Genomic DNA, 17,194 nt, shown 5'->3' on the forward strand with positions numbered 1-17,194 from the left:
CCACCGGCCGTCCCGGGGCCACGGTGCCGGTCAGACGGCGGATACGGGCGTGAAACGCACCGGCAGGCTACGCGGTCCGCGGGTGAAGACGCCTTCCTCGACCGGCTCGAACCCGTCCGCGAGACGTATGTCGGGCATGGCGTCCAGCAGTTGGCCGACGCCGGTCTCGACCTCCGCCCGGGCGAGCAGCGCGCCGACGCAGAAGTGCCGGCCGAGCGCGAAGGCGACGTGGTCGGCGGCGGCGGAGAAGGCGGTCGCGGTGGTCAGGTCGTCGCGGAAGAGGTCGAAGCGGTCGGGGTCGCGGTAGCGGCTCTCGTCGCGGTTCGCGGCGCCGATCAGGCAGGTGACGGTGGCGCTCGCGGGAACGGTGCCGCCGCTGAGCGTCACCTCGGTCGCGCACTGCCGCATGATCATGTGCACGGGCGGGGTGTACCGCAGAGTCTCGGCGAGGGCCCGCGGGATCAGGCCGCGGTCCGCGCGGACGGCGGCGAGCTGGCCGGGGTGGCGCAGCAGGTTCGCGAAGATGCCGGCCACCGCCTTGTCGGTGGTCTCGCCGCCGGCGGCGAGCAGCAGGCTGCAGAACGCCTTGATGTCCTCGTCGCTCATCCGCACCCCGTCGACCTCGGCGGCGCACAGCGTGGACAGCAGATCCTCACCCGGATGCGCGCGGCGGTCCCGGATGACCGGCAGCATGTACGCGGCGAACTCGGCACGGGTCCGCTCGCCCGCCGCGGCCACCTCCGGGTCGCCCGAGAGGTTGCCGAGGAACGCGATGACGGACGTGTACCAGCGGTGGAAGCGCGCGTGGTCCGCCCTGTCGAGGCCCAGCATGTCGGCGATCACCTGGACCGGGAAGCGGGTGGCGTAGTCGCCGACCAGGTCGGCGGAGCCGGAGTGACGGAAGGCGTCGATCAGTTCGCGGGAGTTGCGCTCGATGACGGGCAGGAACTTCTCCCGGAGGCCGGCGCCGCGGAAGGCCGGGGCGACGAGGGCTCGCCGCACGGCGTGCTCACGGCCGCCGAGCTGGAGGATCGTCCTGCCGTGCACGGGCTCGAGCTGCCAGTCGTAGTTGCCGGTGGTGAACTCCCCGTCCTTGTCCTTGAAGACGCGCTCGACGTCCTCGTAGCGCGAGACGAGGTAACTCCGTGTCGCCTCGTGCCAGAGCAGGGGAGCGGTGTCGCGCATCAGGCGGTACGCCGGATAGGGGTCCGCGGCGAACGCGGGCGAGAGGATGTCGGGCACCTGCCGCGCGGTGGACATGGGGGCTCCCTCGGATGCGGTGACCGGCTTATGACACAAGCCGCACCGGCAGCCGGTCAAGGACGCCTCGGCACGCGGGGCGGTGGCACCGGGTGTCCGGGGGAGCGGACAGCACGGCCGGGAGCAGCGCCTTCCTCCGTTTGCGGCGTGGTGTGCGGCGGGGTTCAGTGAGTACCCCGGGGAATCCAGCCAGGAGGATCCCATGTCGCACCATCACCACAAGTCCAATGAGCAGGTCGAGGGAAACCCGGACACCGGGCACGGGCGCGGTATGCCGCGGCGGCCCGACGAGGCGGAACTCGCCGAGCGCACCCGCGAGGACCGGCGGGACGTGAAGAAAGAGCAGGCCGAGATGGAACGCGAGGAGGACTGACGGTCCCCGTCCGCACGCGTTCTCGCACCGTTACCCACCGTCCAGGAGGTCTCCATGTCGTCGAAGCGACGCCGGAAGAAGAAGGCGCGACGCAACCATGCCGCCAATCACGGCAAGCGCCCCCAGTCCTGAGGGCCCGACCGCATGTCGTGAGGACTCGATCGCATAGAGACGGGCGCCGGCACCCTTCGGGCCGGCGCCCTCCTTTGCGCGCGGGTTCCTGGACGGCCCGGCGGCGGCTCTAGACGGCGCGTGGCGGGCCGTCCTCCGCCAGCAGATACAGCTCCCGCGAGGTGCTGATCAGTTCCTGTTCCTCCTGCCGGGAACCGACCATCGGCCGCGATCCGTTCAGCGGCATCTGGGCCGACTCCGGGAGGAACCGCACCGTGAGCAGACCGATGGCACCGGCGAGCATCAGGTAGTAGGCGGGCGCCAGATTGTCGCCGGTGACATTGACCAGCGCCTCGGTGACCAGCGGTGTCGTACCGCCGAACGCGGCCACCGCGACGTTGAAGCCGATTCCCATGGCGGCATAGCGCACCGCCGTCGGGAACAGGGCGGGCAGGGTGGCCGCGCTGGGCGCCGCGAAGCACGCCAGCAGGGTGGCGAGGATCAGCATCCCGAACAGCGGAAGCCAGGTCCCCCCGCGCGTGATCATCAGGAACGACGGGACCGCGAGGACGATCATGGCGGCGGCGCTCACCGCGTAGACGGGGCGCCGGCCGACGCGGTCGCTGAGCCGGCCGATGAACGTGATCAGCAGCACGATCCACAGCATGCCGATGAGGACCAGCAGGTCGGCGAAGGTGGCGGAGCGGTGCAGGTCCTCGGTCAGATAGGTGGGCATGAACCCGGTCACCATGTAATTGGTGACGTTGTAGAGCAGCACGATGCCCATGCACAGCAGCAGCTCACGCCAGTGCCTGCCGATGATGTCCTTGAACTCGCCGCGCACCGAGCCTTGGGCGAGGCTCTTCTCGTGCTCGTCCAGCTGCTGCTGGAAGGCCGGGGACTCCTCCAGCCTGAGCCGGATGTACAGGCCGATGGCGCCGAGCGGACCGGCGATCAGGAACGGCACGCGCCAGCCCCAGGAGAGCATCTCCGCATCGCTCAGCGTCAGGTTCAGCACGGTGACCAGGGCGGAGCCGAGCGCGTAGCCGACGAAGGTGCCGAAGTCGAGCCAGCTGGAGAGGAAGCCCCGGCGGCGGTCGGGCGCGTACTCGGAGACGAACGTGGAGGCTCCGCCGTACTCGCCCCCGGTCGAGAAGCCCTGCACCATCCGGGCGATCAGCAGCAGTACCGGAGCCGCGACACCGATGGTCGTGTAGCCGGGGATCAGGCCGATGGAGAAGGTGCCGGCCGCCATCATGATCATGGTGGTGGCCAGCACCTTCTGCCGGCCGACCCGGTCCCCGAGCGGCCCGAAGACGAGCCCGCCGAGCGGTCGCACCACGAAGGCGGCGGCGAACGTCGCGAACGACGAGATCAGCTGGGCGGTCGGCGAGGCCGACGGGAAGAACACCTTGCCGATGATCGCGGCCAGGTAGCTGTAGATGCCGAAGTCGAACCACTCCATGCAGTTGCCCAGGGCGGAGGCGCCGACCGCGCGCCGCAGCAGCGGGCCCTCGACGACCTGGATGTCGTCCTCGCGGAAGGCCCGTTTGTTGCGGCGCAGCCGCCGGGTCAGCTCCTCCCGTACCTGTCGTGGCATCTCCACGACGGACTTCGGCAGCCTGGTGTTCCGGAGCGGGCCGGTGGGCCCTTCGGACGTCGCATCACTCACGCGGCAGTCAGCCCTTCGCCGTCGGCAGGATCACCCACCGCATCCTGTGCCCGTGCCACGGCAGCGCGCACGCTGGGACGTCCGTCCGGGCGTACGGTGCGTCCGTGGCTCGTGTGACCCGTAAGGGCCGGGTCATGCGGGGTCCGCGACGATGGGCCCGGCGGGCTTCGGGACGGTGGCCGCGGGCGCGTACTGGGCGGCCTGGGCGGCGAACATGGCGGCGTAGCGGCCCCGCGCGGCGACGAGTTCGTCGTGCGTGCCCTGCTCGACGAGGCGTCCCGCGTCGAGCACGTGGATCCGGTCGGCGTGGCGGACCCCGGACATGCGGTGGGTGACCAGGACGACGGCCCGGTTCGGGGCGGCGAGGCGGCGGATGCGGTCGAACGCCTCGATCTCGGCCTCGGGGTCGAGCGCGGAGGTGGGCTCGTCGACGATGAGGATGTTCTCCGCCTGTGCGGTCGAGCCGCGCCAGTGGGTGCGGGCCAGGCCGATCTTCTGCCATTCGCCGCCGGAGAGTTCGATGGCGCCGCGGAACACGCGGGCCAGCAGGCTGCGCAGGCCGTCGGGGAGCTTGGCGACGACGGGGCCCGCGCCGGCGTAGTCGACCGACGCTCGCAGGCCCTCGGGTGTGACGGCGTGGGCGGGCCGTCCGAGCCGGATGTTCATCCCGGCGGTCACGGGCCAGCGCTGGAAGTCCTGGGTGAGCAGACTGACGCGTTCGAAGACCTGTGAGCGGTCGAGTCCGGCGAGGTCGGCCCGGCCCCAGCGCAGGGTGCCGGTCTGGGGGAGCAGCAGCCCCGAGAGGATCTTCATCAGCGTGCTCTTGCCGGAGCCGTTCTCGCCCACCACGGCGGTGACCGAGCCCATCGGCAGGGTCAGCGACACCTGGTCCAGGGCAGGCGTGTCACGGTCGGGGTAGCGGTAGCCGACGCGGTCCAGGACGACCTCCCCGACCCGCTCGGGGACCGGGTCGCCGCCCGAGGGAATGACCCGTCGCGCGGCCTGGTCCAGGAACCGGCCGTGATCGCGGACGTAGAGGGATTCCTCGTGCAGCTGGTTGACGTTCATGACCAGCGCGCCGAGGCTCGCCGATCCGGTGCGGACCGCGATCACGGCGGTGCCCGCGAGGGCGAGGCTCATCTGACCGGCCGTGATCAGCCAGAACATGGTCCCGTAGGTGGCGGCCATGGCGAGGCCCGACAGCGCGGAGGCGACCCATTCGGTCAGGGCCTTGCTGGAGGCGAGGCGCTCCTGTTCCGCCTCGGCGCTCTCGGCCATGCGCTGGTAGCGGCCGAGGAGGAAGGCGCCGACGGCGTGCAGGCGGACCTCCTGGGCGGCGGTGCGCTCGGTGAGCAGGCTGCCGATGAGGCGGCTCGCGCGGACGTGCTCGATCCAGCTCATCACCGATACGTAGCGCTCCTGGGCCACGCGCATGGCGCCCCATCCGCGCGGAGCCGCGATGAGGATCAGCATGGGCAGCAGGAGGGGGTGCAGCACGGTGAGGACGCCGGCGGTGGTGATCAGGGAGATGAGTCCGTTCAGCGCGGCGACGCAGGCGCCGATCATGCGGCGGGCCGCGCTGGGGCCGTGTTCGGCGACGTCCACGAGCCGCCGGAAGTCGGGGTCGTCGATCGCCTCCAGCTCGACGCCCGCGGCGGCGGTCAGGTACTGGGTGGTGGCGATCCGCTCGACCTTGGGTTCCAGGCGGCCCGCGCGCGAGGTGGACCACGCGGAGAGGGCGGAGTTGACGACGGCGACGGCGGCGGCGGCCAGCAGACCGGGTAACAGCGCGTGCAGCCGATGGGCGGCGGTGCCGCCGCCGGCGAGCAGGGCGTGCATCACGGCGTTGACGGCGAGCAGGTTCACGGCGGCGGCGATGCCCTGGCCGATCTCGCCGGCCGCCACGGCGAGCAGCGCGCGCCGGTCGGCCTGCCACGCCATGCGCAGCGTGGCCCCGACGAGGCCGGGCATGGAGCGCAGCGCGGACATCATGGTCAGGTCCAGCCCCGCGTGCTCGTACTGCGACCAGCCCAGGTCGTAGCGCAGCGGGCCGCCGAACAGCTCCTGCTCGGCGTCGGAGACCCGGGGCTCCGCCATCTTCACCGGTCCGAAGAACCTCTTCACAGGACGCCTCCCGAGGTGACCCAGTTCGGTGCCCGGTATGACGGGCGTGGGTGAGCATGGGGAAGATAGCGCCGGTGGGTGGTGGTCCGTCGGGATTTTTCCGGTGGAGGTACCCGGAACGGTGCATGGTGCGCGGTGCATGGTGCACGCTGCGCGGTGCTTCGAGCCGGTACGGCTCCGCATGACGGCCGGTACCGGTCGTGGCCCGCGCGCGGGGCGGATACGCGAGTGCGCGCGGGCCTCGGGGTTCAGCCCTGTTTCGGCGCCGTGATGGGCACCAGGCGCAGGGTGAAGGAGTGGCCGGCCGGGTCCGTGTAGCCGCGTTCCTCGTACGGCCCGGCCGCGTCCCTCGTCTCGATCGGGCGGCCGCCGAGTCCCACCACGCGCCGTTCGGCATCGTCCAAGTCCGCCACGAGGAAGACCAGATGGGCCTGGAGGGAGTTCTCCGGGCGGGGCCAGCTGGGCGAGACGGCGTTCATGTCGCGGCGGAATCCCATCCGGATGCCGTCGGCGCCACGGATCTCCACGAGGTTGGCGGAGGCGTCCGTCTGCTCACCCTCCAGGAACTCCTTGTAGAACACGGCCAGTTTCTCGGGCTCGGCGCAGTCGAGGACCACGAGGCCCGCGTTCACCAGTGTCATGCTTCCTCCCAGGGGATGACCTCTTCTGCGGATATCCCCAGCCGCCGGATTCAGTCGGCGGACGGCGGCGCGCGCCGGCGCGTCGGCCGCGCATCCCGGCGGTCGCGTCCACATTCCCGGACCGGCCGCGAGCCGCGGGCGGCCGGTCCGGGAATCCGGCGGGTCGCTTCGGCCGGGCCGGGACTCAGCTGAAGGCGGCGAGGTTGCGGGCGACCCAGTCGCCGAAGGGCCTCGGGGCGCGGCCGAGGACGCGCTCCACGTCCGGACTGATCCGCGACTCGGCGGAGTTGGGGGCGCCGATGATGTCCAGGGTGTCGTCGGCGAGTTCCGGCGGCACGAACCGGGTCATCGCGGCCTTCGCCTCCTCCCGGGTGAGTTCGTGGAAGCGCACCGGGGAGCCGAGCGCGGCGGCGATGGCCCGCGCCTGCTGCCGCGGTGTGATCACCTCGGGCCCGGTCAGTTCGAAGACTCCGCCGTTGTGCCGGTCGTCCAGCAGGCAGGCCGCCGCCACCTCCGCGATGTCCGCCGGGTCGACGACCGGAACCCCGACGTCGCCGAAGGGCGCGGCGACCACCCCGTGCGCCCGGACGGACTCCGCCCAGGCGAAGGCGTTCGAGGCGAAGCCGCCCGGTCGCAGCACGGCCCAGTCCAGGCCGGACCCCCGCAACGCGTCCTCCAGCTCCCGCATCGCGATCCGTGTGGGGCCGAGCGGTCTGGTCGCCACGCCCTGCGAGGACAGCAGGACGACCCGGCGGACCCCGCTCGCCGCGGCCAGGTCGATGATGCCGGTCGGCCCGGCACCGGGGGCGTGCAGGTCGCCGGAGAGCAGGAGGAACAGCGCCTTCGCACCGTCCAGTACGGGGGCGAGGGTCTGCGGCTCGGCCAGGTCGGCCCGCATGTGCCGGGCCCCCTGCGGCACCTGTGCGGTGTGCCGCGACACCGCTGTCACCTGCTCGCCCGCCTCCGCCAGGGCCTGTGTCAGGGTCCGGCCCACGTTTCCGGTAGCCCCGGTCACCACGATCATGTTCAAGCTCCTCGTCCGTTGTGCGGTACGGCGGTTGACGCTAGGAGGCGGGGCTTGTTCTCCGTAAGGACGTACCCGGAGGTAAGCTCCTGACATGGGGGAAGGCGCGCAGCTGAGGCAGGCCGAGGCAGTCCGGCGGTATGACGTGTTTCACACCGACTGCCCCGCGCGTGACATGGTCGACCACGTCACCAGCAGGTGGGGTATCTGGGTCCTGATCTCCTTGCGGAGCAACGACCTTCGGTTCTACGAGCTGCGTGACAGCATCCAGGGCGTCAGCGAGAAGATGCTCGCCCAGACCTTGCGCGCGCTGGTCCAGGACGGCCTGGTCCGGCGCGAGGTCGAGCCGACGACACCACCGCAAGTCACCTACGGGCTGACCGAGTTCGGCCAGGACATCGGCGAGCCGCTCACCGACCTGTTCGACCGGATCACCAAGCGGCTCCCGGCGGACCTCCGTCCGCCGCGCGAGGGCTGAGCGCAGCCGTCCCGGGTGGACGCGGCTCTTGGCGGCCTTGGTGGCGTAGGTCAGGGGTCGGGCCGCGGTGCTCGTCGCCTCCCGTCGGCGCCGCCGTCGTGTCAGTCGAGCAGAACGCCCGGATTGAGGACGCCGTGGGGGTCCAGTGCGTCCTTGGCGGCGCGCAGTGCCAGCGCGAAGGGGTCCGGGCGCTGGCGGTCGTAGCCGGGGCGGTGGTCGCGGCCGACGGCGTGGTGGTGGGTGATGGTGGCGCGGTGGCGGTGCAGGACATCGTTCGCGGCGGCCTTGATGTCGTCCCAGATCTCGACCTCGTCGCCGGGTCGACCGGCGACGGCCACGGTGAAGTAGGGGGCGGCGCCGTCCGGGTAGACGTGGGTGAGACGGCAGTTGACGGTCGCCGGGTGGCCGGTGGCCCGCGCGGCGGCGGCCCCGACCTCGGTGCGGACGGCGTCGATCAGGGCGGGAATCCTGTCCCAGGTGGCGGCGGTCTCGAAGGTCTCGACGACGGCCCCCATCCGGGCCAGCCCGTCGCGCAGGTAGGGCATCCGCAGGAACGCCGAGCGCCAGGCGCTCACCGCCGCGTCCTGCGGGGCGTCGCGGTCCGCCGCCGAGCCGCGGCCGCCGTGGGCGCGGGCCAGGTCCACGGCGGCCGCGAGGCGGCCGTCGACGGGGGCGGTGGCGGACTCGAAGCCCAGGACCAGGACGGCCGAGCCGTCGTGGGAGGCACCGGACAGCAGGGCCTCGCCCGGGTCGAGCAGACGGCAGTTGGCCGGAGAGAGATCGGACTGGGCGATGGCCCGCACCGCCTCCAGCGCACGTGCGAAGCCGGTGAAGGCCACGGACGCGGAGGCTTTGTGCCGGGGGCGTTCCCGCAGCCGCGTCCACGCCTCCGTGATGACGCCGAGCGTGCCCTCGGAGCCGAGGAAGAACCGGTCCGGCGAGGGCCCGGCGCCGGATGCGGGCAGCCGCCAGGAGGTGCCCGTCCCGGCGGGCGTGATCACGCGCAGGGACTGCACGAAGTCGTCGATGTGGGTGTGGCCGGTGGCGTAGTGGCCGCCCGCCCGGGTGGCCAGCCAGCCGCCGAGGGTGGAGAACTCGAAGCTCTGCGGGAAGTGACGCAGGGTCAGGCCGTGGGGCCGCAACTGGGCCTCCAGCGCCGGGCCGAGGACCCCGGCCTGGATACGGGCCGAGCGGCTTGCGGTGTCGATCTCCAGGACGCGGTCCATCGCGGTCAGGTCGAGGGAGAGTACGGCGCGATGGGCGTCGCCGCGGTACTCCACGCCGCCGACCACCGAGGAGCCGCCGCCGAAGGGGATGACGGCCACGCCGTGCCCGCCGGCCCAGTCCAACAGGTCCGTCACGTCCTGGTCGCGGGCCGGGCGGGCGACGAGATCGGGGATGCGCCCCGGCCGGCCGCGCAGGGCCCGGGCGACATCGCGGTACGCCTTGCCCATGGCGTGGGCGGCGCGCGCCCGCGGGTCGGCCGTGACCAGGTGGGCCAGGGCGGCCGGGGGCGTCGCGGCGGGGCGGCCGATGGGCAGGTCGGCGATCCGGGGGACCGGGAGCGGGCGCGCGAGGGTGCCGGGCAGCAGGGCACCGGTCGCGACGCACTCGGCGTCGTCGGGGTGGGCGTCGACGTAGCCCCAGCCCCACCAGGAGCGGGTGCGGGAGGTGTGCGGGTCGGTCGCGGTGGCAGGCACGGAGGCGCTCCAACGGGGTCCGGGGGACAGGAATTTACCCAGCGGTAAATTACCCTAGGGTAAGATCTGGTCCCATGACAACGCTCTCCTCCGGGGCCGGTACCAAGGGCGTGCCGAGGGCCGCGCGCGAACGGCAGCTCCTGGCCGCGGCCACCGAGGAGTTCGGCCGGCGCGGGTACGAGGCCACCACGGTGGCCGCCGTCGCCACCCGCGTCGGCGTCACCAAGCCGCTCGTGCACCAGTACTTCGGCGGCAAGCAGGACCTCTACCTCGCCTGCCTCGACCCGGTCGGCGAGCGGCTGCTGGGCGCGATCCGCGCCGCGATGGCCGAAGGGGACACCGGTGCGCCGTCGACGCCCCTGCGCGTGCTGCGCGCCCTGTTCACCGCTCTCGACGGGCGGCGCGAGGCGTGGTTCGTCCTCTACGATCCCTCGCTGCCGCCCGACAGCGAGGCCGCCCGCCGCGCGGCCCACTTCCGCGACGCCATCGACGACCTCGCCGCGACCGGCACCGCCGACCTGCTGCGCGCCGCCGGAGGCGGCGACCCGCTCGACGCCGACGCCCTCGCATACGCGTGGCGCGGCCTGTGCACCGCGCTGGTGCGCTGGTGGATCAACCACCCCGACCAGTCGGCCGAGGCCATGACCCGGCGCTGCGCCCGGCTCCTGGACGCCGCCCGCACGGCCTTCGCGAACGGCGACGACAGCACGTGAACGCGGCGGCCGGCAGCGCGGCTCAACTCCCTCCCGAGCAAAGGAAGGTCGCCGACCTCCTCGGTGTGCGTGGTGACGGGCGCCGGACTCACGAAGCCGCCCGGGCCGGGCCGGGGCAGCTTCCGAGCCGGGCTGCCCGGTCCCTCTCCGTGGCGACGGCGGAGGGGGAGAGAAGGGCCGCGGCGGGGGAGGCGGCGAGGCCGAGCCGGTAGAAAGCTGGAAGCGGGCACGGGCGCATCCCAGGCCATGGGCCGGGGCGAGGGCGGTGACGAGCGCGGTGGCGCTGCCGGCGTGGACGATCTCGCCGATGGTGCGGACCACGGACACCAGGGCGGCGGCCGGGGCGGCCCAGCCGCCGCCCAGTGCGGTGGCGCCGAGGAAGCCGAGATAGGAAGCGGCGAGCACCACACCGGAGAGAGCGAGCACGCTCCGCCGGGAGAAGCGGGACAACAGGACGGTGACCGGCACCTGAAGGGTGATCACGAACACCGTGTTCGCCACGAAGATCGCCGCCGACCACACCGGGGACGCGTGCAGCCGGGTCACCAGGACCAGGGGGAGTGCGATCTCGGGGACGTCGAGGCGGAAGACGTAGACGACGTTGGCCGCCGGCAGCGCGCGCATCCGGGGCGCGGGCCCGTCGGCCGGGTCCCCGGCCGGTGCGGCGGCCGGGGACGCGTGCGGGCGGACCGTCCCGGCCGCGGCCCGCCCGCACGTCCATCCCTGCGGCGTCCCCCTCCGCCAGGCCCCGGCCCCTCGAGAACGGCACCGCGGTGCTCGTGCGCCGCGCGAGTGTGGCGGACCCGTACGCGTGCGTCGAGGTCGGCAACCCGGACGGACGCGACGCCGTCTTCTCCGTGAAGATGCGCTTCAGGGACGGGCGCGGGCGGTCAGGTGGCGGTATCCGCGAAGGGCAGGACGGCCTACCGGGTGTTCGCGGGCGGCAGCGGGCGCGTCGCGGAGATCGCCCACCGCGAGGTCGAACCCGTGGCCGTCGCCGACTGGGAGAGCCCGTCGGGGCCCGCCCCGCGGTTCTGCGCAGCCGGCCGCGCGCCCGCTCGGCCTCCCGCAACTTTACGCAAGCCGCTTACGTAGACCGCGCTATTCTTGCGCGCATGACGCGACGACTTGCGGAAGTGGCGAAGAAGGTCGGGGTCAGCGAGGCCACGGTCAGCCGGGTGCTCAACGGCAGGCCCGGGGTCTCCGACGCCACCCGGCAGGCGGTGCTGACCGCCCTCGACGTCCTGGGCTACGAGCGCCCCACCCAGCTGCGCGGCGAACGCGCCCGGCTCGTCGGCCTGGTGCTGCCGGAGCTCCAGAACCCCATCTTCCCCGCGTTCGCCGAGGTCATCGGCGGCGCGCTCGCCCAGCTCGGGCTCACCCCCGTGCTGTGCACCCAGACCAAGGGCGGTGTCTCGGAGGCGGACTACGTCGAACTGCTGCTCCAGCAGCAGGTGTCCGGCGTCGTCTTCGCCGGCGGCCTCTACGCCCAGGCCGACGCCCCGCACGACCACTACCGGCGGCTCGCCGACCGCAACATCCCCGTCGTCCTGGTCAACGCCGCCATCGACCACCTCGGCTTCCCGGGCGTGTCCTGTGACGACGCGGTCGCCGTCGAACAGGCGTGGCGGCACCTCGCCTCGCTCGGCCACGAGCGCATCGGGCTGGTCCTCGGCCCCGGCGACCACATGCCCTCCGCCCGCAAACTGGCCGCCGCGCACGCCCTCACCGGCGGACTCCCGGAAGAGCGGATCGCGCGGGCCATCTTCTCCATCGAGGGCGGCCACGCCGCCGCCGCGCGGCTGATCGACCGGGGCGTCACCGGCATCATCTGCGCCAGCGACCCCCTCGCCCTCGGCGCGATCCGGGCCGCCCGGCGCAAGGGCTGTGACGTCCCGGGCCGGATCTCCGTCGTCGGCTACGATGACTCGGCGTTCATGAACTGCACCGAGCCTCCGCTCACCACCGTCCGCCAGCCCATCGAGGCCATGGGCCGCGCGGCCGTGGAACTGCTGAACGCGCAGATCGGCGGCGCCGCCGTACCCGCCGAGGAGCTTCTGTTCGAACCCGAACTGGTGGTGCGCGGATCGACCGGGCAGGCACCGCACGACTGAGGCGCCGGTACATCCGGGCGACTGTCAAATAATTACAGAAGTCGCGCGACATCTTGCGGACCCTTGTCGGCGGTGCTTGAGTGTGCCGCGCCCGCAGCTCCCGCCATGAGTGCCACCGAGGGGTCCAACGAATGACAAGTACCGGGTTCCGCCGCACCTTCGTCGCGATCGGCGTCTGCTCCTCCCTCGCCCTCGCCGCCACCGCCTGCGGCGCGGGCGGCGGTGGTGCGGCGAGCGGCAAGACACGGATCACCGTCAACTGCGAGCCGCCGAAGAGCTCCAGAACCGACCGGAAGTTCTTCGACGCGGACGTCGCCTCCTTCGAGCGGCAGAACCCGGACATCGACGTCGTCACCCACGACGCCTTCCCGTGCGAGGACCCCAAGACCTTCGACGCCAAGCTCGCCGGCGGCCAGATGGAGGACGTGTTCTACACGTACTTCACCGACGTCGGCCATGTCGTGGACATCCACCAGGCCGCCGACCTCACGCCGTACCTCAAGGAGATGAAGAGTTACGGCACCCTCCAGAAGCAGCTGCGGGACATCTACACCGTGGACGGGAAGGTCTACGGCATACCGCGCACCGGATACAGCATGGGGCTGATCTACAACCGCGCCCTGTTCAAGAAGGCCGGCCTCGACCCCGACCAGCCCCCCACGACCTGGGACGAGGTCCGCGCCGACGCCAAGAAGATCGCCGCCCTCGGGGGCGGCACCGTGGGGTACGCCGACTACAGCGCCCAGAACCAGGGCGGCTGGCACTTCACCGCCGAGCTGTACGCGCAGGGCGGCGACGTCGTCAGCGCCGACGGCAAGAAGGCGACCGTCGACACCCCCGAGGGCCACGCCGTCCTGCAGAACCTGCACGACATGCGGTGGACCGACGACTCCATGGGCAGCAAGCAACTCCTCGTCATCAACGACGCGCAGCAGATGATGGGCGCGGGCAAGCTCGGCATGTACCTCGCCGCCCCCGACAACATCCCGATCCTCGTCAAGGAGAAGGGCGCCGGCTACGACGACATCGCCATCGGCCCCATGCCCGGCGGCCAGGGCACCCTGATCGGCGGCGACGGCTACATGTTCAACAAGCACGACTCGCCCGCCCAGATCCGCGCCGGCCTCGAATGGCTCACGTACATGTACCTCACCCCCGGCAAGGGCTTCCTCGGCGACTACGCCCGCGCCAAGCGGAACAACGCCCCGGTCGGGCTGCCCGAGCCGCGCCTGTTCACCGGCGCCGCCGACGCCGAGGACCAGAAGATCAAGAAGGCCAACGCCAACGTCCCGGTGGAGAACTACCAGAGCTTCCTGGACGGCAACACCAAGCTCCGGATGAAGATCGAGCCGCCGGACGCGCAGCAGATCTACTCCGTCCTCGACGGCACCGTCTCCGCCGTCCTCACCAAGAAGGACGCCGACCTCGACGGGCTCCTGAAGGACGCGTCCGGCAAGATCGACAGCATTCTGGCCCGGAGCTGACCGCCATGACGAAGACGGCCGAGCGGCAGCGGACGGCGGCCGCCGTCCCCCCGGTCCCGGCGCCGGCCCCGGCAGGGGACCGGGGCCGGCGCCGCCTGATCGACCAGCTGCGCGCCTACGCCTTCCTCCTCGGCGGCCTGCTCTGCTTCGTCCTGTTCTCCTGGTACCCGGCGATCCGCGCGGTCGTGATCGCCTTCCAGAAGTACACCCCCGGCTCCCCGCCGCAGTGGGTCGGCACCGCCAACTTCACCCGCGTCTGGCACGACCCGGACTTCGCCGCCGCCTGGCGCAACACCTTCTGCTTCACACTGCTCGCCCTGCTCATCGGCTTCGCCGTCCCCTTCCTGCTGGCCCTCGTCCTGAACGAACTGCGGCACGCCAAGGCGTTCTTCAGAGTCGTGGTCTACCTGCCGGTGATGATCCCGCCGGTGGTCAGCGCCCTTTTGTGGAAGTGGTTCTACGACCCCGGGGCCGGACTCGCCAACGAGGCGCTGCGCTTCGTCCACCTGCCCACCTCGAACTGGTCCAACGGCACCGACACCGCACTCGTCTCCCTGGTGATCGTGGCGACCTGGGCCAACATGGGCGGCACGGTCCTCGTCTATCTGGCCGCCCTCCAGTCCATCCCCGGCGAGCTGTACGAGGCCGCCGAACTCGACGGCGCGAACCTCCTCCAGCGCATCCGGCACATCACGGTCCCGCAGACCCGCTTCGTGATCATGATGCTGATGCTCCTCCAGATCATCGCCACCATGCAGGTGTTCACCGAGCCGTACGTCATCACCGGCGGCGGCCCCGAGAGCGCCACCGTCACCGTGCTCTACCTCATCTACAAATACGCCTTCCTCTACAACGACTTCGGCGGCGCCTGCGCCCTCAGCGTCATGCTCCTGCTGCTGCTCGGCGCCTTCTCCGCCGGCTACCTGCGGCTCACCCGGAACGAGGGGGACACCGCATGACCACCACCCGCACCCTGATCTCCCCGGCCACCCTCGCCCGCCCACGCGGCAGAGCGATCTACTGGACGGTGTTCACCGCCGTCGTCGTCCTCTTCGCGCTCGCCTTCCTCTTCCCGGTGTACTGGATGGTCACCGGCGCGATGAAGTCCCCCGACGAGGTGGCCAGGACCCCGCCGACGCTCGTGCCGCAGCACTGGCACACCGGTGCCTACACCGACGCGTGGGACCTGATGCAGCTCCCGCGGCACCTGTGGAACACCGTCGTCCAGGCGGCCGGCGCCTGGGCCCTCCAGCTGGTGTTCTGCACGGCCGCCGCCTACGCCCTGTCCAAGTTGCGGCCCGCCTTCGGCAAGGTGATCCTCGGCGGCATCCTCGCCACCCTGATGGTGCCGGCGCAGGCACTCGTCGTACCCAAGTACCTCACCGTCGCCGATCTGCCGCTGCTGCACACCAGCCTGCTCAACGACCCGCTCGCCATCTGGCTCCCGGCGGTCGCCAACGCCTTCAACCTCTATCTGCTCAAGCGGTTCTTCGACCAGTTGCCCCGCGATGTGCTGGAGGCCGCCGAGATCGACGGGGCCGGCAAGCTGCGCACCCTGTGGTCCGTCGTGCTGCCCATGTCCCGGCCGGTCCTCGGCGTCGTGTCCATCTTCGCGCTGGTCGCCGTCTGGCAGGACTTCCTGTGGCCGCTGATGGTCTTCTCCGACACCGACAAGCAGCCCATCAGCGTGGCCCTGGTCCAGCTGTCGCAGAACATCCAGCTCACCGTGCTCCTCGCCGCGATGGTGATCGCCGGCATCCCCATGGTGGCGCTGTTCCTCGTCTTCCAGCGGCACATCATCGCCGGGATCAGCGCGGGCGGCACCAAGGGCTGACGCCGGCCGCCCGCTCGCCGACCGCCCGTCTACAGAAAGGCACAGCCCAGTGGGACAGCCCACCCATGCCTTCAGCGACCACGAGTGGTGGCGCTCCGCCGTCATCTACCAGGTCTACGTCCGCAGCTTCGCCGACGGCGACGGCGACGGCACCGGTGACCTCGCGGGCGTCCGCTCCCGGCTGCCCTACCTGGCCGAACTCGGCGTGGACGCACTGTGGTTCAACCCCTGGTACCGGTCACCGATGAAGGACGGCGGCTACGACGTCGCCGACTACCGCGCCGTCGACCCGGCGTTCGGCACCCTCGCCGAGGCGGAGAAACTCATCGACGAGGCCCGCTCGCTGGGCATCCGCACCCTCATCGACATCGTCCCCAACCACGTCTCCGACCAGCACCCCTGGTTCCGGGCCGCTCTCGCCGCCGGCCCCGGCAGCCCCGAGCGGGACCTGTTCCACTTCCGGCCCGGCCGCGGCGCCCACGGTGAACTCCCGCCCAACGACTGGCCGTCGCAGTTCGCCGGCACCACCGAACCGGTGTGGACCCGGCTGCCCGACGGCGACTGGTACCTGCACCTGTTCACGCCCGAGCAGCCCGACCTCAACTGGGCCCACCCGGCAGTCCGCCAGGAACACGAGGACATCCTCCGCTTCTGGTTCGACCGGGGCGTCGCCGGTGTCCGCATCGACTCCGCGGCCCTGCTCGCCAAGGACCCTGACCTGCCGGACCTCGCCACCCGTCCGGAGCCGCACCCGTTCGTCGACCGCGACGAACTCCACGGCATCTACCGCTCCTGGCGCGCCGTCGCCGACGCCTACGACGGTGTCTTCGTCGGCGAGGTCTGGCTCCCCGACGCCGAGCGCTTCGCCCGCTATCTGCGCCCCGACGAACTCCACACCGCCTTCAACTTCTCCTTTCTGTCCTGCCCCTGGCAGCCCGGCCGGCTGCGCGCCGCCATCGACACCACCCTCGCCGAACACGCCCCGGTCGGGGCCCCCGCCACCTGGGTGCTGTGCAATCACGACGTCACCCGCACGGTCACCCGGTACGGCCGCGAGGACACCGCCTTCGACTTCGCCACCAAGGCGTTCGGCACCCCGACCGATCCGGCGCTCGGCACCCGCCGGGCGCGGGCCGCCGCCCTGCTGTCCCTCGCGCTGCCCGGTTCGGTGTACCTGTACCAGGGGGAGGAACTGGGGCTGCCGGAGGCGGAGATCCCCCTCGACCGCGTCCAGGACCCGATGTACCACCGCTCGGGCGGCGCCGACCCCGGCCGGGACGGCTGCCGGGTGCCGCTGCCGTGGACCGCCGGCCTGCCGTACGCGGGCTTCGGCTCGACGGGCGAGCCATGGCTGCCGCAGCCGGCCGGCTGGGCGTCGTACGCGGCCGACCGCCAGGAGCGCGACCCCGGCTCCCTGCTCACCCTCTACCGCCGGGCCATCGCCCTGCGCCCCCGGTTCGGCACCGGCCCCCTCACCTGGCTCCCGGCCCCCGACGGCGTCCTCGCCTTCTCCCGCGCGGACGGCGCGATCTGCGCGGTGAACTTCTCCGCCACCCCCGCCGACCTGCCCGCGCACTCCGAACTCCTGCTCAGCAGCGGCCCCTTGGCCGAGTCCGGCCGGCTGCCGCAGGACACCGCGGTCTGGCTGCACGCCTGAGCCGCGGCG

General features: G+C 72.1%; 14 protein-coding genes and 1 pseudogene. 8 read left to right on the top strand and 7 right to left on the bottom strand.

The window, feature by feature from the left end:
- Positions 1 to 30: 30 nt before the first annotated feature.
- A complete protein-coding gene (locus GHR20_RS34815) occupies positions 31 to 1,260 on the bottom strand; it encodes a cytochrome P450 (RefSeq protein ID WP_153815514.1) in 1,230 nt (409 codons plus the stop codon).
- A gap of 202 nt (positions 1,261 to 1,462) precedes the next feature.
- On the opposite strand from GHR20_RS34815, the gene GHR20_RS36990 reads away from it, so the two are divergent.
- The gene (locus tag GHR20_RS36990) at positions 1,463 to 1,633 is read left to right on the top strand and encodes a hypothetical protein (protein ID WP_187278993.1); all 171 of its coding nucleotides are present in this window, start codon (positions 1,463 to 1,465) and stop codon (positions 1,631 to 1,633) included.
- A gap of 241 nt (positions 1,634 to 1,874) precedes the next feature.
- On the opposite strand, the gene GHR20_RS34820 is transcribed toward GHR20_RS36990, so the two are convergent.
- The 4 genes from GHR20_RS34820 to GHR20_RS34835 all read right to left on the bottom strand — a co-directional run bounded on the left by GHR20_RS34820 (position 1,875) and on the right by GHR20_RS34835 (position 7,205).
- Complete coding sequence (locus GHR20_RS34820; RefSeq protein ID WP_153815515.1) at positions 1,875 to 3,344, bottom strand: MFS transporter; 1,470 nt, start codon at positions 3,342 to 3,344, stop codon at positions 1,875 to 1,877.
- A gap of 204 nt (positions 3,345 to 3,548) precedes the next feature.
- On the bottom strand, positions 3,549 to 5,513 hold the full coding sequence (locus GHR20_RS34825; RefSeq protein WP_194859164.1) for an ABC transporter ATP-binding protein: 1,965 nt from the start codon (positions 5,511 to 5,513) through the stop codon (positions 3,549 to 3,551).
- A 275-nt stretch (positions 5,514 to 5,788) separates the two neighbouring features.
- Complete coding sequence (locus tag GHR20_RS34830) at positions 5,789 to 6,181, bottom strand: VOC family protein (protein WP_111582905.1); 393 nt, start codon at positions 6,179 to 6,181, stop codon at positions 5,789 to 5,791.
- 184 nt (positions 6,182 to 6,365) lie between these two features.
- Positions 6,366 to 7,205 (bottom strand): NAD(P)H-binding protein, encoded by an 840-nt coding sequence (locus GHR20_RS34835; protein WP_153815517.1) that lies wholly within the window; start codon positions 7,203 to 7,205, stop codon positions 6,366 to 6,368.
- Between the two features lie 94 nt (positions 7,206 to 7,299).
- Between GHR20_RS34835 and GHR20_RS34840 the strand changes: the two genes are divergently transcribed.
- Positions 7,300 to 7,683 carry a helix-turn-helix domain-containing protein gene (locus tag GHR20_RS34840; protein WP_111582907.1) on the top strand — a complete coding sequence of 128 codons (384 nt, stop codon included), beginning with the start codon at positions 7,300 to 7,302 and terminating at the stop codon, positions 7,681 to 7,683.
- Between the two features lie 101 nt (positions 7,684 to 7,784).
- Here the strand turns inward: GHR20_RS34840 and GHR20_RS34845 are convergent, their stop codons facing one another.
- Complete coding sequence (locus tag GHR20_RS34845) at positions 7,785 to 9,383, bottom strand: FAD-binding oxidoreductase (protein WP_153815518.1); 1,599 nt, start codon at positions 9,381 to 9,383, stop codon at positions 7,785 to 7,787.
- Positions 9,384 to 9,457: 74 nt separating this feature from the next.
- Between GHR20_RS34845 and GHR20_RS34850 the strand changes: the two genes are divergently transcribed.
- Positions 9,458 to 10,096: a TetR/AcrR family transcriptional regulator gene (locus GHR20_RS34850; RefSeq protein ID WP_153815519.1), complete on the top strand. Its 639-nt coding sequence runs from the start codon at positions 9,458 to 9,460 to the stop codon at positions 10,094 to 10,096.
- An 88-nt stretch (positions 10,097 to 10,184) separates the two neighbouring features.
- On the opposite strand, the pseudogene GHR20_RS37900 reads toward GHR20_RS34850, so the two are convergent.
- Positions 10,185 to 10,801 (bottom strand): annotated as a pseudogene (locus tag GHR20_RS37900) (MFS transporter); the annotation flags it as partial.
- 410 nt (positions 10,802 to 11,211) lie between these two features.
- Here GHR20_RS37900 and GHR20_RS34855 point away from each other — a divergent pair.
- The 5 genes from GHR20_RS34855 (at position 11,212) to GHR20_RS34875 (ending at position 17,185) form a co-directional block, all read left to right on the top strand.
- Positions 11,212 to 12,210, top strand: a complete 999-nt coding sequence (locus tag GHR20_RS34855; protein ID WP_111582910.1) for a LacI family DNA-binding transcriptional regulator — start codon at positions 11,212 to 11,214, stop codon at positions 12,208 to 12,210.
- 131 nt (positions 12,211 to 12,341) lie between these two features.
- Positions 12,342 to 13,694 carry an extracellular solute-binding protein gene (locus tag GHR20_RS34860; RefSeq protein WP_148023461.1) on the top strand — a complete coding sequence of 451 codons (1,353 nt, stop codon included), beginning with the start codon at positions 12,342 to 12,344 and terminating at the stop codon, positions 13,692 to 13,694.
- 5 nt (positions 13,695 to 13,699) lie between these two features.
- Complete coding sequence (locus GHR20_RS34865; protein ID WP_148023460.1) at positions 13,700 to 14,653, top strand: sugar ABC transporter permease; 954 nt, start codon at positions 13,700 to 13,702, stop codon at positions 14,651 to 14,653.
- The gene (locus GHR20_RS34870) at positions 14,650 to 15,528 is read left to right on the top strand and encodes a carbohydrate ABC transporter permease (protein ID WP_148023459.1); all 879 of its coding nucleotides are present in this window, start codon (positions 14,650 to 14,652) and stop codon (positions 15,526 to 15,528) included. The genes GHR20_RS34865 and GHR20_RS34870 overlap by 4 nt, the downstream gene beginning before the upstream one ends.
- A gap of 49 nt (positions 15,529 to 15,577) precedes the next feature.
- Entirely contained in the window at positions 15,578 to 17,185 is a 1,608-nt protein-coding gene (locus GHR20_RS34875) for a glycoside hydrolase family 13 protein (RefSeq protein ID WP_153815520.1), read from the top strand.
- Positions 17,186 to 17,194 lie beyond the last annotated feature (9 nt).

The organism is Streptomyces sp. SUK 48, from assembly GCF_009650765.1.
Classification (GTDB): domain Bacteria; phylum Actinomycetota; class Actinomycetes; order Streptomycetales; family Streptomycetaceae; genus Streptomyces.